At 48.8% G+C, this 16,607-nt stretch carries 13 protein-coding genes; 2 read left to right on the top strand and 11 right to left on the bottom strand.

Annotated elements, in window-relative coordinates:
- Positions 1-112: 112 nt before the first annotated feature.
- The 8 genes from BLA28_RS33235 to BLA28_RS26310 all read right to left on the bottom strand — a co-directional run bounded on the left by BLA28_RS33235 (position 113) and on the right by BLA28_RS26310 (position 10,371).
- Positions 113-1,519, bottom strand: a complete 1,407-nt coding sequence (locus BLA28_RS33235; RefSeq protein ID WP_081365672.1) for a glycosylhydrolase-like jelly roll fold domain-containing protein — start codon at positions 1,517-1,519, stop codon at positions 113-115.
- Positions 1,520-1,524: 5 nt separating this feature from the next.
- Complete coding sequence (locus tag BLA28_RS33240) at positions 1,525-2,766, bottom strand: hypothetical protein (RefSeq protein ID WP_081365673.1); 1,242 nt, start codon at positions 2,764-2,766, stop codon at positions 1,525-1,527.
- 15 nt (positions 2,767-2,781) lie between these two features.
- Positions 2,782-4,554 carry an extracellular solute-binding protein gene (locus BLA28_RS26285; protein WP_069157205.1) on the bottom strand — a complete coding sequence of 591 codons (1,773 nt, stop codon included), beginning with the start codon at positions 4,552-4,554 and terminating at the stop codon, positions 2,782-2,784.
- A 37-nt stretch (positions 4,555-4,591) separates the two neighbouring features.
- Entirely contained in the window at positions 4,592-5,482 is an 891-nt protein-coding gene (locus tag BLA28_RS26290) for a carbohydrate ABC transporter permease (protein ID WP_044968038.1), read from the bottom strand.
- Between the two features lie 12 nt (positions 5,483-5,494).
- Positions 5,495-6,448 (bottom strand): ABC transporter permease, encoded by a 954-nt coding sequence (locus tag BLA28_RS26295; protein ID WP_169897307.1) that lies wholly within the window; start codon positions 6,446-6,448, stop codon positions 5,495-5,497.
- A gap of 361 nt (positions 6,449-6,809) precedes the next feature.
- Positions 6,810-7,868, bottom strand: coding sequence for an AraC family transcriptional regulator (locus tag BLA28_RS26300; protein ID WP_069157204.1), 1,059 nt, complete (start codon positions 7,866-7,868; stop codon positions 6,810-6,812).
- 134 nt (positions 7,869-8,002) lie between these two features.
- Positions 8,003-9,142 (bottom strand): DUF2264 domain-containing protein, encoded by a 1,140-nt coding sequence (locus BLA28_RS26305; RefSeq protein ID WP_081329994.1) that lies wholly within the window; start codon positions 9,140-9,142, stop codon positions 8,003-8,005.
- A gap of 86 nt (positions 9,143-9,228) precedes the next feature.
- The gene (locus BLA28_RS26310) at positions 9,229-10,371 is read right to left on the bottom strand and encodes a glycoside hydrolase family 88 protein (RefSeq protein ID WP_069157202.1); all 1,143 of its coding nucleotides are present in this window, start codon (positions 10,369-10,371) and stop codon (positions 9,229-9,231) included.
- A gap of 120 nt (positions 10,372-10,491) precedes the next feature.
- Here BLA28_RS26310 and BLA28_RS26315 point away from each other — a divergent pair, with 120 nt between their 5' ends.
- Positions 10,492-11,286: a helix-turn-helix transcriptional regulator gene (locus BLA28_RS26315; RefSeq protein ID WP_044968043.1), complete on the top strand. Its 795-nt coding sequence runs from the start codon at positions 10,492-10,494 to the stop codon at positions 11,284-11,286.
- A 208-nt stretch (positions 11,287-11,494) separates the two neighbouring features.
- Here BLA28_RS26315 and BLA28_RS26320 read toward each other — a convergent pair whose 3' ends face one another.
- Together BLA28_RS26320 and BLA28_RS26325 are read right to left on the bottom strand one after the other, a co-directional pair.
- Positions 11,495-14,197: a heavy metal translocating P-type ATPase gene (locus BLA28_RS26320; RefSeq protein ID WP_071699658.1), complete on the bottom strand. Its 2,703-nt coding sequence runs from the start codon at positions 14,195-14,197 to the stop codon at positions 11,495-11,497.
- Between the two features lie 32 nt (positions 14,198-14,229).
- Entirely contained in the window at positions 14,230-14,568 is a 339-nt protein-coding gene (locus BLA28_RS26325; protein ID WP_009253265.1) for a metal-sensing transcriptional repressor, read from the bottom strand.
- A gap of 491 nt (positions 14,569-15,059) precedes the next feature.
- Between BLA28_RS26325 and ytvI the strand changes: the two genes are divergently transcribed.
- Positions 15,060-16,127: a sporulation integral membrane protein YtvI gene (gene ytvI, locus BLA28_RS26330; RefSeq protein WP_044968045.1), complete on the top strand. Its 1,068-nt coding sequence runs from the start codon at positions 15,060-15,062 to the stop codon at positions 16,125-16,127.
- Positions 16,128-16,190: 63 nt separating this feature from the next.
- Here the strand turns inward: ytvI and BLA28_RS26335 are convergent, their stop codons facing one another.
- Positions 16,191-16,469: a type II toxin-antitoxin system HicB family antitoxin gene (locus BLA28_RS26335; protein WP_009253267.1), complete on the bottom strand. Its 279-nt coding sequence runs from the start codon at positions 16,467-16,469 to the stop codon at positions 16,191-16,193.
- Positions 16,470-16,607 lie beyond the last annotated feature (138 nt).

Here is a 16,607-nt window from a genome sequence, read left to right on the forward strand (position 1 = left end):
CCGGTTAGAAACGTGCGCCGCCGGGCGCACTGCATAAAATCAGGCCATGCATTTTTCATGCATGGCCTGATTTCAAGGCAAATAGGCGGCTCTGTCCGCGTGAACGCAGCTATTATGCTTTTATTATTCTTACCGGGCCCAGCAATCCCGTGGGTTCCTGGGGCATGGCTCTGTCAAACACATTATTGCCCCGTTCCTTTGCCAGCGTGTTCGCCACCGTGACCGTAAGCTGATTCTTCCCTGCATGTATCAGTCCTGTCACATCCAGACGATACGGAGGACAGATACGGATACCTGCCCGGCTGCCGTTTACAAAAACCTCCGCCGTCTCATATACATTGCCCAAATCCAGATAATATTTTTTCTTTCCTTCATCCTCCTGCATATCTATGGAAAAGTCCGTTTCATAGCAGATCTTTCCCGAATATTCCGGAAGAAGTCCCGGTACCGCCAGATTACAGAGAGACGACAGTCCCAGCTGTGTTCTGCCGCCCTCCGGCACATTCTGTATGTAGATTCTGAATGCTCCCGCAAGTGTTTCTGTTTCGGAACACGGCTCCGGCAAAACCGCCGGGTCTTCATATATTTCCTGTACCCCAAAAAGTTCTCCTGCCAACAATCCCGCCTTCTCCTCTGTCTGCCCGCAGAAGGCAAACAGGGACTGGTACGGCTCCAGAATAAGTTCCCGCTGTGCCTGCCCTGCTTCCCCTTTTGTTCCATCCTTTTCAGGCAGGCAGCTGCGAAAGAGCCTGTTTTCCATGGCATCATACCATAGCAGTTTTTCCGTTTCGCCGACAGAAAATGTTGTTCTAACCGTTTTATATTTGCTCTCATTCACAAAGAAATACAGGGTGCCCGCAGATGTTTTTCTCTTCATGACACTGAGATATGGGAAGTTTCCCTCTATCTTTACTGCAGTCTCTCCTTTTCTGAAATACTCCGGCAGAGCTTCGTATGTCCGAATATATATGTTTTCCTGTCCGCGCAGTTTCGTAAGCAGCCTGGAATCCGGTTTAAAATAGATTCTTTCAGGATAATCACGCATGATAAGAACAGTGAGCCCGTCTTCCGCAAGGCGCAGCAGCTCTCTGACTGTCGTTTCCGGAAGCGCCTGGGCATAGGGAATGATTAACACGCCGTAGCTTTCTTCATTTATCGTGAGCTTCCCATCCCGAACCGACGCCCGATCCTGCGTCAGATAATCCGCAGGCACCACATCGCAGTCAATCTGTGCTTCTGCCAGTGCTTTTACGGCTGTTTCAAACGGTTCGTATTCCCCTCCCCATTCCGCCTCGGCATGATACAATACGGCTACATCCGCTATATGCTGTCCTTCCGACAGAAGGGTGCAAAGCCGGTTTGCATAGTCTGACCACACATGAAAATAATCCCACTGCGGGTTCTCCCCTCTCGCGTAAAAATGAGGAGGACAGTCCTCATCTTTTTCTTTCGGGGAAAAGGCATGGGGGATCAGCCGGTTGATTCCGCGCACGCAGACATGATCCGTCAGCCATTTCATCAGCTTCAGCCCTCCTGCCAGCCATAAGCGCCAAATATTTCACAGACGGTTATCCCCTTCTTTTTGGGATCCAGGTGAGCCAGGGAAGACGCCATTTTAGGCAGGCCCCAATAGTAAAAATAAGAATCCAGATACCCGAAGGGAGTCAGATGCCTTCCCTGGGTATACTCCGGCCAAATCTGGTACACCACATCAAGCCCCGACGCATCCATTCCCTCCATGGCACGGAAGAAATGCCCGCATCCATAACCGAGACGCGCATGTGCGCCGTTATCCTCCACCACATGGCCAATCAGCTTTACCTTGTGCGCGCGGCACCATTCCCCGATCCTGCCGATAAATTCGGTTCCGAACAGCCGGGAAACCTGGTCCTGATAGGCAAACCTCACATCCTTCGCATGACCGGATTCTCCGCACCAAAGATACGGAAGCAGTTTTCCGATATCTTCCCCGCATTCCTCCTCCAGCAGTTCCGGCAGTCTGCGGCTCCAGGGGAAAACTGCCGGAGCAGTTCCCCCATATTCCGTCCAGTCTCCCGGATGCATGTGATAAGAGGCCGCATTGCCGAACCTCAGTTCATCGGAAAAGAATCCCTGTATCACTGTGCCGAACTCTTCCTTGTAACGCTGATAATGCTCTTCATATATGATTTGAATGAAGCGGTCCACGCAGTCCCGGTCAATCGGATTCACATAGTCCTTCGTCCATTCCTCCCCGCCGTTTCCGGTTAATATAAAGAGAAATATTCTCCAGGCCCCCTCCGGGACATCCCAGTACAGAATGCCGTCTTCTTCCAAAGAAGTGATATCCATCAGACTGCCGTCTTCCAGATCCTCGTAATTTCCTTTTCTCCTAGCCGCCGTCACCCGGATGATTTTCTCATCCTGATTCAGCCAGTCACGGATCCGGAAAGAACTGCCGTCAAGAGGGCCTATGGCATCAATATGGGCTTCCCTCACATATTTTTTCCCGGCTTCCGGATAAAGGCTTTTCAGCTTTCCCGCCCCATATCCGCTGGGGAATGCGCTGTCGTCAAAAATCCATACCTTCATTCCCAGCCTTTTGGCTTCGGCGATTATGATGTCCATATCCCGCCACCAGCCGTAGCTCAGATAATCCGGATGCGGCCTGGATTCCACAATAAAGCTGTCGATTCCGTTTTGGAACATCTGATGTATTTCTTCCTTCAGTACCGCCTCCGGTTCCCCATGCTGCCAGAAAAGAGGCCTGATATAGCTCTTATTCATCTTAATACCCCTGCCTTATTTCATTTCATCGGGGAGCGTACATCCGAGACTCTCTGCAGTCGCCGCCAGTTTTTCTCTTCCGCCCTTATCCAGCCATTCCTTCTGGAAGGCCTCCCATTCGTCAAAGCTTCTCTGGCCCGTTACGAATTTGTATTGCTGTGCGATATTGAATTCATCCAGGTTCGGAGCAATATCCCCCGGAATATTAATCAAAAGCGCGTCGTTATTCCACCGTTCATATTTGGCCATTTTAGCAACACCCTCGTTTATCAGGGCAAAATAATCTTTTTCCTCTTCATTTGTGGAATAATACTGCTGCCATTTCAGTGTATATCCGAAATTCTGCCAGGCAGCCAGATCCAGGTTATCGGTGCCGTATTTCGTATAGCCGGGATGTGTGGGGGATACATAGCATATATTGGTCCCGTCTTCATTATACTGCCTGTAATCATCCTTATAATCCGGGAATACATCCAGCCCGCCGCCCTGCACGGTCTGGAAATACGCTTCTCCTCCGTAGCACATGGCGTCCATGATGTGACAGATTCTCATGAGCTTACCAGGATCGTCCTTTACACTTGCAGCCGGAATCGCAAACAATAAACCAGGATTGCCGCTTGCCGCATATTTGCCGTTTTCAATAGGGGGCTTATCCAGAAATGCCCATGCATCAATAATGCTGTAATCTCTGTTGTGGGCGTTGACATATTCTTCATATAATGCGTTGGAAGGATAATGAACCATTCCTATCTTATCATTCATGGTATAGGATTTGGCCGTTTCCCAGTCTATCGTATACCAGTCGGGAGCCAGGACTCCCAGATCATACAGCTCATTTATAAATTCCAGATATGCCTTCATTGTGCCGTCAAACATCGGGGATACCAGCGTTCCGTTTTCCGCATGGTCGGTGGGATTCCCGAAGAAATTGACGAAATTGCTCATCATGCCGAAGCTGGTGCCGCCGCCCGCGCCCGTCATAAACCAGGTATCCTGAATCCCGTTTCCGTCCGGGTCATCAAAAGTACACGCCTTCGCGTATTCCATCAGCTCTTCTTTTGTTTCAGGCATATCCATGCCGAATTTGTCAAGCCAGTCCTGACGGATGGCATAGGCCCAGATATCACTGTCCTGAATGGAATATTTGGTAAAGAAGGGTATGGTGCCGTCGGGCATCGTACTGTAGCCAAGGATGGTCTTTGTGACAAACTTACAGGTCTGGGGCAGATACGGATAGATCTCCTTCGCGTCAAGCAGCAGCCCCTGTTCTCCCAGTGTAAAGCCGAAATTCTTGCCGCTTGCCGCATTCGGAAGGACCGGAAGCGTCACAAGATCCGGAACATCCCCTGAAGAAAATCTTGTGGAAAGAACGGTTTCCATATCGCTCTGTGCACAGGTAGTCAATGTAATATCCACATTATACTTCTCTTCCAGCCATGCTTCGATTGGATCCTCCGCCGGCGGTGTTTTTCCGTAATGATAGGTGAACAGTTCAATTTCATACCGCTTGCTCATATCATCGTAAGCATACCAGTCCTCTTCGGCCAGAGTGGGATTCGCAGGCATGGAATCCGGAAAATCTATGTCTTCAAATGCCGTCACCTTACCTGTACTCTCCCCTGTTTCCGCTGTGCTCTCCTGTTGTGCAGCGCTCTGCTGCGGTTCACTTTCCGTGGCTGCATTGCCGGCCGATGCATTCTCCGCTTTTCCCGAACAGCCGGCCAGCATGGATGCTGCCAGCGTGACGGCCATTAACACTGCTGTCTGTCTTTTCCACTTCTTTTTCATCTTCTCTTCTCCTTTTATTTATGATTTCATAGTGCGCCTACCCCTTTACCGCTCCGGTATACATGCCATGTACGAAATACTTCTGCAGAAACGGATAAATACAGAGAATCGGCAGCACTGCTATGACTACGCTGGCCATCTTTATGGATTCCGACGTCATTTTGGCATAGGTATTTACATTGCTCATCATATCTCCGCTTGAACTGGCAATAAGAAGGTTCCTGATTACCAGCTGAATCGGGTATAAGGCTTCGTTTCTTATGTAGACCAGCGCATCAAACCATGCGTTCCAATGGGTAACCGCCGCAAACAGCCCCAAAGCACATAAGGTGGGTTTCAGCAGAGGGATCGCTATATATACAAGCTTTTGGAGCTCCGACGCCCCGTCCAGCTCCGCCGAATCCGTCACATCCGACGGTATTCCCTCCACAAAAAGCTTTACCACCAGGATTCCGTAGGTATTGGCAAAGGCCGGCGCTATATATACCCAGAAGGAATCCAGCAGCTTCAGCCTTGTCATCAGCATATAATTCGGGATAAGCCCGCCGTTCAGTATCATCGTGATGATAAAGAAAATCATGCATGCCGAACGATAAGGCAGATCCTGCTTCGCCAGTATATAGCCCGCCGGAACCGCCAGCGCCAGCGCAGCCACCACGCCCAGCAGTGTCCTTGCCACCGTCACGCCCATGCTGAGGAAAAATTTCTTATTCAGCACATATTTATAGGCCGCAAGGATGGGTTCCCTTGGAATAATTACAAAATAATTTCTCTGTATCATTTCACCTTCCGATGTGAAAGACATCCCCAATACATACAGAAACGGCACAATGCAGATGATTAAAAACAGAATCAGGAACAGGGATATCACGGCCTGATAAATCAGTTCCTCTTTCGAAAGCTTAATCTTATTGGGATTACGTTTCATTTCCTATGCCTCCTAAAACATTCCTCTGCCAGTTGTCTTTTTCGAAGTATAATTTGCCACCAGAATCAGGAACAGGCTTATCACCGCCTTCAGCATACTCACGGCCGCGCCGAGGCCATACTGCATTTTGCCAAGGCCGACACGGTATACCCAGGTATCAATAATGTCACCCACATCATAAACAGCCGAATTATAGAACAACAGTATCTGTTCAAAATCATTGTTCAGTATATTGCCCATCGCCATGATCAGGGAAAATGTGACCACCGGCAGCATGGCCGGAAGCGTGACCGCCTTAATTCTCGCAAGAGGGCCTGCCCCGTCGATTTTTGCCGCTTCATACAGCTCCGGATTCACGCCTGTGAGCGCCGCAAAATACAAAATGGTTGCCCAGCCCGTCTCCTTCCAAATCTGCGAGCCCACCAGCAGCGGAACGAAAGCTTTGGTGGAGGTCATGAATTCTGTCCTGCTTCCTCCTGCCGCAAAAAGGAGGTTATTGATAAATCCATTTCCGGAAAAGAAAGCATATACAATCCCGTAGATGACGACCCAGGAAAAGAAATGAGGAATATAAACTATCGTCTGGCTCAATTTTTTGAACCGGCTGTTCCTCAGATCAAATATGGCAATCGTCAGCAGTATAGGAGGGAAAAAGGTAAACAGTAACCGGGAACAGCTGATAACCAGGGTATTGCGTATCAGCCGAAGCATATCCGGATCCTTGAAAATTGCGGCATAGTTGCTTATCCCCACCCATTTCGCCCCCATTATCGTGCCGCCCACCTTAAAATCCTTGAAGGAAATCAGGAAGCCCCACAAAATGGGGATATACTGAAAAAGCAGATAGTACATCACGATAAAGGCAAGAGCCAGATAAAGGAACCTGTATTTTTTCAGTTTTTTCTGTTTCTGCAAACGTGCTTCCTTCATGAAATCCGTCTTAGACGCCATTGACCTTACCCGCATCACTTTTCTCCCCATTTCCTGTTTATTTTATCTGATTTCCTGTTGTTTTGACGATTATACAAATTGATATTACAGACGAGTAAAAATTGATAATTAAAAGATATTTTCAGGTTTTTCTCTTTTTCAGCACTGTTGTTTTGTGCATGTTTATATAAAATTCATATCTTTGCTTGAATTATATATGAGATATTAACATTTCTTTTTTAATTATTCTACGACAAAAGCCCAGCAGTTTTACGTCAAAACTTCACATTCCAAAAACTTGGAAACACAACAAAAAACCGTGTCAGAAATCGGTACAGCCCGAATCATACACACGGTTTTCTATTTGTTTTATGAGGTTAAAGAAGCTTGTAATACCTTACCCTGTCTTTCCTTTTTTTCTGTAATCCCTGGGGGAGCATCCGAACCTTTCCTTAAATTTTTTATAAAAATAGGTTCCGTTCCCGCAGCCTGACATAGTGATAATCTTATCACACGCAAGATCGGTATTCAGGATCATGCCTGCGGCAAACTGCAGGCGCTGTTCCATCACCAGTTCTTTAAAGGAATATCCGGTCATACGCTTAAGAAGTGTCGTCATATAATTGGCATTCAGTCCGAATATTTCAGCCGTACTCTTTAACGTGCATTCCCTGAAGTTTTCTTCAATGTAGTGCATGATCGGCACCACACAGGTTTTCCTGTGACCGGCAAGTTCCTTTACGTTTCCGTTTTCATAAACATTCACCAGCTCCGAGAACAGCAGGACGATGAGATTATTGATAATCTCATTTTCCATACTGGTGGGCGAAAGGAATTCACAGATCAGCTCCTTCATAAAAAGCTGGATCCTCCGATCCTTTTCCGAATCGAAAACAATGTAGCTGTCGTGATAAGTCTGTTCCGACATGACATTCATCAGGAACTCCGTAATGATACCCAAATCAGCCAGCCTGGAATAAAAGGAATGGTCGAAGAATTCTTTTTCCATCAGCATATTAATCAAAATATCATTTTCCCCGGTATATCCGATTGCATGGGGAATTCCTGAGTCAAGTATTATAATCTGCCCCTGCTTCAGCTGGATTTCTGTCTCCCCCACTGTCTGCGTACAGCTTCCCGAATACATATATCCGAGCTCCACCCAATCATGGACATGGGGCTCCACCTCAGCAAAACGGGCATTCTTATTCATGAACAGATTGCATCTTTTCTTATCCACATAGACGGTATGCCCTCTGGCCGTCCGCAGGCGTCCGGGCGCATCAAATGTTTCCGAACAGGAATACCCCATAACGTACACCTGGATTGTTTTTCCCTTCTGCTTATAGGTAATCTGTTCAAAACCTGAATAATCGGGACGGCAGATTTTATCCTTCAGCTTTTGTTCATACGGCTCCAGACCTCTGAGTCTGCCGTCCATTTCTTCATATGTCATTTCCCCAGCTCTCCTCCCGACAGTTTCGTTCTTCTAAAAGCTTATCCTGCCGGATATATCAAGTCAAGAGTACATTTATCATATGAGGCCGTTTGAATTTTGCTGCATGGAGTTCATTTTTTTGCTTAAGCCCGTCAGTCCAGGGCATGGTCGATAGCTATATGTCCGCCGCTCCATACCTTTCTGCCGCTCCAGTCTTCATCCTCCCCTGTCCAGAAGGGATCCGCCGCCGGAAGCCCCAGCGGCAGGAAAACGGCGCTGCACAAATAAAGGCTTCCCACATTGATATACCCTTCCGCAAGCTCCGGCTGGAAGCCGTATACCCCGGGACGCAGCCACCCGTTCTCATCAAACATATCCCTGTTTTCCAGGCATCTGCGCAGCACGGCGGTCAGAGCGCACCGTACCCCGGCAGGCGTTAGCCCTTTCTCCAGCCGGTGCTGCAGGGCAGCCTGGGCCAGCATCTGAAATGCGCCGAACCGATAACAGATCGAACGGCCGATCACGGGATAGCTTCCGTCCGGAGCAATCATACGTTCCAGAACGGAGGCATACCGGGAAGCTCTGGCCGTTACTTTTTCCTTCAATATCCTGTATTCTTCCGCCGAATCCCCGAACAGCTCCAGAAGATCCACATACATCGGCTGGATGACAAAGCTGTTGTAATAATCCCAGTGGAACATCTCTCCGTCCCCATAAACGCCATCACCCTTGTACCAGCCCTCAAAGCTGCGCAGCGCATAGGCGATGCGCATTTTATCATAATCCTTTTCCCCAAGCAGATACAGGCCGGCCTCCACCATGGCGGAAAAGAACAGCCAGTTGGTGCTTCCGGCCATGATTGTGCGGGAAGAGCGCAGCGCCTGCGCCAGGTTATGCCGCACCCGTTCCGTCAGGCTTCCCGCCAGCTGTTTCGGTGCACGCACAAGGGCATGGCAGAGAAATGCCGTATCCACAAGGGGCTGCCCCCCTGTGGTGAAATTCATAAAATCCGCGGATTCCGGATCCGTGGCGGCGTCCAGACAGCGCAGGGCCTTTTTCCGCCAGACGGCCTGCAGCTTCTCTTCCTCTTCCTCAAGCCCTTCCGCTTCCAGCCAGGGCGCAATCCCCAGCATGCTTCTTCCGAAGGCCTCCAGCGGTGCATATTCCGACCTTTCCTCATGAAAATCCAATGGCATGGTTTTATGTAATTCCTCTTTCTCCAATGCATCAAAAACCGGTGAAACAATGCGCAGCATAGACTCCAGCCATTCTTTTCTTCTCTGATTCTCCATTTTTTCCATTCCTCCCTGCCGCAGCTTCCATGAACTCCGGGCCGTGTATCCTGATATTATCTGCCTGTATTCCTGTTTGTTATATTTTACCAGATAAAGCAGTCTTTATCCAGCATACGCAGGATGGCTTCTATAAAGAAATAATCCCCGTAAATAATTGCTTCCTGTCCGGCGTCTCCATGGTATGCCACTTTTCCCATTTCCAGAATGGCATCCGCATTTTCATCCCAATTGGCGAAATGCTCCTCCATGGCCCGCAGAATGCGGTATGCGCTGTCCTCATAAAGCTTCTTCTCATTTTCCGGCACAAACCTGGCGATTTCCAGAAGGCCGCATGCCGCACAGGCACCCGCTGTAGAATCATAGTAAACCGGTTCCTCGGGGGCACGGAAGTCACAGAGCGGCAGATAGTCCGTCATGGCCGCATTGGCGATAAAATAATGGGCCACCCTTTTCGCCGTGTCCAGATACTTCTCCTCTTTGGTATGATGGTAACTCAGTGCAAATCCATATAATGCCCAGGCCTGTCCCCTGCTCCAGGAGCTGTTTTCCCCATACCCCTGCCCGCCGGGCGCTTCCAGCAGATCCCCCGTCAAAGGATCCATGATTCCGATATGGTTGCAGGAACCATCGGGCCTGACAAGCTTCTCCATCGCCGTGTCCGCATGCATCAGCGCTATGGATTTAAAACGGGGATCCTTGTTCTCCTCGCTCATCCAGTACAGAAGGGGAATGTTCATCATACAGTCGATGATCATCCAGCCGATATTGCTGTCCCCGTTCCAGGCGCGGATGAATTTTCCAAGGGGATTAAACCTGCCTGCCAGTATATTGGCGGCATTTTCCCCTCTTTCACGGGATTTGGGATTTCCGGTCAGGCGGTAATCCGCCACCGCCGTATGCAGCCACATGAAGCCCACGTCATGGTTCAGCTTTCCGATACTCGTAAAAGCGGCGTCCATTTTATTTTCCACGCCTTCAGCCGCCAGACGGTATTTTTCTTCTCCCGTGGCATGATACATCTGCCACAGGATTCCGCCCCAGAATCCATTGGTCCACCAGCATACATCCGTTTCAGCCAGATCGCCCTCGTAGCGGCCGTTTTCGGGAATATAGGGAATCCTGTCCCCTACCCTGGTACACTCCGCACTCATCTTGGTACAGATTTTTCCGTATACTTCCTCAAGCCATTTCTTTTTTTCCTGCTGCAGTTCTTCTCTTTTTTCCATTGAAAATTCCCCTTTCTTTCATTTAACCTCTATACAAATAAAAATTTGACTGTAAAATAAACTTAGTGGGATTCCTGCATAAATGCATTTTCCCCATATTATCTGAAAGGACAGGCTGCCATGATCACAGTAGGCCACTGCGGCTATGATTCCAAACATCGGACGCATCTGGAAATGAGGCGCCCCTGCGGCACTCCGGATTATACTCTTCTTCTCGTTAAAACGAACGCGTTCTTCTCCATAAAGGGGGAACGTGTGCTTACGCTTCCGGGAACCGTCATCCTTTATGATAAAAATGTACCTGTCCATTACGGGAGTACCGGGCTCCTTTTCAATAATGACTGGATCCACTTCCTGCCCGATGAAACGGACCTTCCTTTTCTGCTGGGGCTGGAAATTCCTTTCAGCACGCCCCTCTCCCTTCCCTACATGGCGCAGCTCTCCGAGTACGCCCGGATGATCGTCATGGAGAAGCATACGGACCACCCTTACCGGGAACAAATCATCAATTCGCTCATGCATGCCCTTCTTTATTCTCTTGCCTCCCAGCTTAAGGATCCTGAGGATAAGGTCATGACCAATAAGTATTATCCTGTTATGAATGATTTGCGCATGTCCATATTAAATACCCCTCATAAAAAATGGACGGTGGAAGCCATGGCGGAATACGTCCACTTAAGCCCCTCCTATATGCAGCATCTGTACCGGGAATTATTCGGCATTTCCTGTATTCAGGAGGTCATACAGGCCCGCCTGGGCACAGCACGTTTTTATCTGCGCACAACAGATATTTCCGTGCAGTCCATCGCCGCACTGTGCGGGTACGAAAATGAACTCCATTTTATGCGTCAGTTTAAAAAATTTACGGATATGACGCCCAGCCAATACCGCAGTTCACTGCCTCCGACGACATAAAAAAGCCTCCGGACAGCATTTCTGCCGCCGCGAAGGCTGTGTATTTCCATTGCCGGCAGAAGGAAGAAATGGTATTTAGTAACCCTTTTCCTTTATAGCCTATTTTTCTTCCGTCCGCAATGAACTATTCCCTGTTAAACTGACATATCCTGCTTTTTTGTTCCGATTGCCTTTGTCCGGAATGCGCCTGCCGCTTCCGGCCCCGCCTTTACTGAACGGAACAGCTTACGGCAGTATAGCCGGCATCCTCCACCGCTTTCATAAGCGTTTCATCGGACACCTCCTGTGAGAGCTTAACCACCGCTTTTTTAGCCTCCAAATCAACCGCTGCTTCACTGACTCCTTCCACTGCGGCCAGCGCCTTCTGTACATGCATCTGGCAGTGAGCACACATCATTCCTTCTACCTCAATTACTTTTTCCATTTCTTTTTCTCCTTTTCCGGACGGCATTTTTTCGCCGTTCCTTTCTTCTTTTCCTTCCTTTATTGCTTCTTTGTCTGGTTCCCTGTTATCATCTGCGGCACTTCTTTCTGCAGTTCTTAATTGTGCCGTACCTGAATCTGCTGTTTCATTTTTCTTCTGTTCTTCCGCCGCATCGGAAGGGATCGTCTTTCCTTTGAAAAACCGCAGTCTGAGCGCATTGGTGACCACACAGACGGAACTCAGGCTCATGGCCGCCGCGCCAATCATGGGGCTGAGCCGAATATTGAACATCGGATAAAGCAGGCCTGCCGCCACGGGAATGCCGCAGACATTGTAGAAAAATGCCCAGAATAAATTCATTCTGATATTGCGGATAACCGATTTGCTCAAATCAATAGCCGTCACCACATCCGCCAGGGAATCCTTCATGAGTACCACATCCGCCGAATCGATGGCAATATCCGTTCCGGCACCGATGGCAATCCCCACATCCGCACGGGTGAGCGCCGGGGCATCGTTGATGCCGTCTCCCACCATGGCAACCTTATGGCCCTTTTCCTGAAGTTCGCGGATACAGGATTCCTTCTGTGTGGGCATTACCTCAGAAATAGCTTCTTCAATATCCAGTCTCTTACGTATGGCTTCCGCTGTAATCCGGTTATCACCGGTGAGCATAACCACCTTCAGTCCGGCTTCCTTAAACTGCCTTAATGCCGCCTTACTGGTTTCCCTCACCGTATCCGCTACGGCAATAATCCCTTCCAGTTCCTCATCACAGGCAAACAGCAGAGGGGTCTTTCCTTCCGACGCCAGGCTGTCCGCCTGCTCCTGTACCTTCTTTTGCAGCTCAGGCTGTTTCAGAAGGCCGTTTTCCTGCAGGAAGGCCATATTGCCTGCCAGATACCGTTTTCCCTTAATAACGGCGCTCACGCCCCGCCCCGCAAGAGAATCAAAGGCCTCTGCCTTAGGAAGGACGAGCCCTACCTGCCCGGCTTTTTCCACAACGGCAACGGCAAGAGGATGCTCACTGCCGGCTTCCACGGCCGCCGCTTCCGCCAGGAATTCCTCCCGGGTGTTCTTTTTATTCCACAGGATCACATCCGTTACCGAAGGATGCCCTACCGTGATTGTTCCTGTCTTATCCAGCACTACCGTATCGATGGAATGCAGGGTTTCCAGGCTCACCGCCGATTTTATGAGGATGCCGTATTCCGCCGCTTTTCCCGTTCCCACCATAATTGCCACCGGCGTGGCAAGGCCCAGGGCACAGGGACAGGATATTACCAGCACCGCGATGGCGTTGGAAAGGGCAAATTCAAAGGACTGGCCCGCTATCAGCCATACTATGGCTGTCAGTATGGCAATGATAATAACCGTCGGGACAAAAACCCCGCTCACCCTGTCGGCAAGGCGTGCGATAGGAGCCTTGGTATTTCCCGCCTCATCCACCAGACGAATGATCTGAGCCAGTGTGGTGTCATCTCCTACTCTGGACGCACGGAAACGGAAACTGCCGTTTTTATTTATCGTTGCCGAAATTACCTCATCCCCCGCATTTTTCTCCACAGGGACGCTCTCTCCGGTAATAGCCGCCTGATCCACATAGCCGTGGCCTTCCGTCACCACACCGTCCACGGGAATGCTTCCGCCGGGCTTGATTACCACGATATCGCCTGCCGTCACATTTTCTGCGGGAATTACCTGTTCGATGCCATCCCGCAGGACAACCGCCGTCTTCGGGGCCAGATCCACCAGCTTACGGAGCGCGTCGGAGGTCTTTGCCTTGGATCGCGCTTCCAGATACTTTCCTACGGTGATCAGTGTCAGTATCATGGCACAGGACTCGAAATACAGTTCATGACCATATTGATGCACCAGATCCATGTCCCCATGGCCGAAGCCGTAGGCCATCCGATACATGGAAAACACGCCATATACAAAAGCTGCCGCGGATCCTATCGCCACCAGGGAATCCATGTTGGGCGCTTTTTTCACCAGCGCCTTAAAACCGGACTGGTAAAAATGGCGATTGATGATCATTACCGGAATCGTTAACAGCAGCTGGGTCAAAGCGGATATCAGGGAGTTTTCCATACCCACCAGGAATCCCGGGACAGGCAGCGACATCATCGGCCCCATCGCCACATACATCAGAGGAATCAATATGGCTACCGAGGTTATCAGACGCCTTTTCATTTCCTTCTGGTTCTCTTCCGTCATTTCTCTCCGGCTCTGCCATTCTTTCCCGAATCCGCTGTCCTTTTGGGCTTCCGTTCCGGTGCCGGATGCGCCGTAGCCAATTTCCGTAACCGCATGGATAATGGCCTGTTCATCTATCTTTTCTTCATCATAAGCCACCGTCATCTGGTTCGCCAGCAAGCTGACGTTGACCTCTTCCACCCCATCCAGCTTTCCCACATTCCGGGTGATATTCGCCTGGCAGGCGGCACAGGTCATCCCTGTTATATGAAACTTTTCGTTTTTCAATGATTTCACCTCTTTTTCAAAGTAATCTGTGTTTACTTTAATTTTTTAATCAAATCCACCGCTTCGTCTACAATCTGAAGGTTTCCGTTTTTGATTTCCTCCACCACACAGGTTTCCATGTGATCCTGGAGTATGATGTAGCCAAAGCTTTGCAGCGCACTTTCCACGGCAGCGATCTGGGTGAGGATATCTCCGCAGTAACGATTGTCATCCAGCATTTTTTTTATACCGTTCAACTGTCCAATCATCCGGTTCAGACGGTTCTGCAGCTGTCTGTTGGACGATTCGCTCCGGGGAGTGTTCTTATGATGGGAACAGCAGTCCTGGCAGGCCGTACATAAGTTATCTTTTTCCTTTGATTTATCCGGCATAATATATTACCTCCATGAATGAAACGGATTATTTTAAGAACAGAATTAAGCTGTTGCCTGATGATATCAGTATACCCCGGCAGGGTATATCCTATGCATCTAAAATATACCCATACAGGGTATTTGTCAAGCAGGAATTTTCACCTGCAGGATTTTAGCCGGCCCAATCCGGTACGAAATGTTAAGACTTTGCAAATTTTTAAAATTTTTATTGTAAAATGCCTTATTTTCCCTTAAAATAAATGACAATCATAAACAAGCAAGGAGAGATACCGCCGCATGAGCACACCGAATACCACGGTGCCCGAATCCGATGATTCCGATAAGTCTTCAAATAATAATATCTTCAGGCATAACCTGTATTGATTCCAAATACAAGGTATGCTTTTTTTGTAGTTTTCTTTTACCGGGAACCTTCCTGAACCGATGAGGATAAATTAAGATAAGAAAGGATACGGCAATAACATTCTGTTTTATTGTCTGATTACAACATGGAAAAAAAGAAAGCCTTTATCATTAATTTTTTGTATTTTGCATTTCTGCTCTGCGCCGTTTTTCTGCTCCTAAAGTACGGGCTGCCTATGCTGTCTCCCTTTGTGATCGCATTTGTCATAGCCTATCTGCTGAAAAGACCCGTTATTTTCCTGTCACGCAAGCTCCATCTGCCGAGGAAGCCTGCGGCAGTCCTCCTTGTGCTGGTCTTTTACAGCACTATCGGGCTGCTGATTTCCCTGCTGGGCATCCGCGCTTTTTCCACCACAAGGGATCTGGTTATGAATCTGCCGCAGATTTACGCCGCTCATGTGGAACCTGTTTTGACTGATATCTTCGGGAACGTTGAACAGGGCCTGAAAAAAATGGATCCCTCGCTGGTATCCACTCTGGAGGATCTTTTCAACCAGTTTATCCAGTCTATCGGACAGATGGTTTCCAGCCTTTCCATGAGCGCGATGGGCACCATTTCAGGTGTCGCTTCTTCCCTGCCCGGACTGTTTATCAAGCTGCTGCTCATGATTATTTCCACTTTTTTCATAGCGGCGGATTATGAACTGCTCACCGGCTTTTTCCTAAAACAGCTGGACGGCAAATCCAAACAGATTTTTCTTCAGGTAAAAAAATATGTGGTGGGCACACTCTTTGTATGTATCCGTTCCTATGCCCTGATCATGACGATTACCTTTATCGAGCTGTCTGTGGGGCTGAGTATTATAGGTGTCAAAAACTCCATATTAATCGCTTTTCTGATATCCGTATTCGATATCCTTCCGGTACTGGGCACCGGCGGCATCATGATTCCCTGGACAATAATCGCCGCATTGACGGGAGATTATTCTCTTTCCATAGGATTATTGATCGTTTATCTGATCATAACCGTTATCAGGAACATCATTGAACCCAAAATTGTGGGAAGCCAGATTGGCCTGCATCCTGTAGTAACTCTTGCCAGCATGTTTGTCGGCGTCCAGCTTTTAGGCGTCGTGGGGCTGTTCGGCTTCCCTATCAGCCTGTCACTGCTCCGGCATCTGAACGATAACGGAACGATACATTTATTTAAGTAAAGAGCATTTAAAAGCCGGCAGACAGGAAATTCATCCTGCTGCCGGCTTAATTTTACTCTATGACTAATCATTATCCGGAAGAAGCTTGATTCTGACAAGAATCTTTCTCACAAACTGTCCTTCTTCCAGTTCCAAATCACCTTCATGGGTCTGAGAGGGAAGTTCGCACTCCTCTTCTTCCATTTCCGCGCAAATCCAGTTATATGCCGCTTCCGCAGCATTATCAATGGCATCCTCCAAATCCGGTCCATCTGCTTCACAGCATTCCAGATCAGGAAATACCACATGATAGCCTGAGCCTTCCTTTTTGGGGGTAAAAACCGCCGGGTAGGTAAATGTCATTGTGTGCCTCCTGATTTTCAGCCGGGTCTTTCCTCAGATAAATTCCGGCTTTTACTTTCTGTATTATTATAGGGGCAATAGGGCGGGTTGTCAAACGGAAAGATTCGGGAGGTGGTGAGGGTAACTGTACCCGTGAGC

The sequence above is a fragment of the Eisenbergiella tayi genome (assembly GCF_001881565.1).
Lineage (GTDB): Bacteria > Bacillota > Clostridia > Lachnospirales > Lachnospiraceae > Eisenbergiella > Eisenbergiella tayi.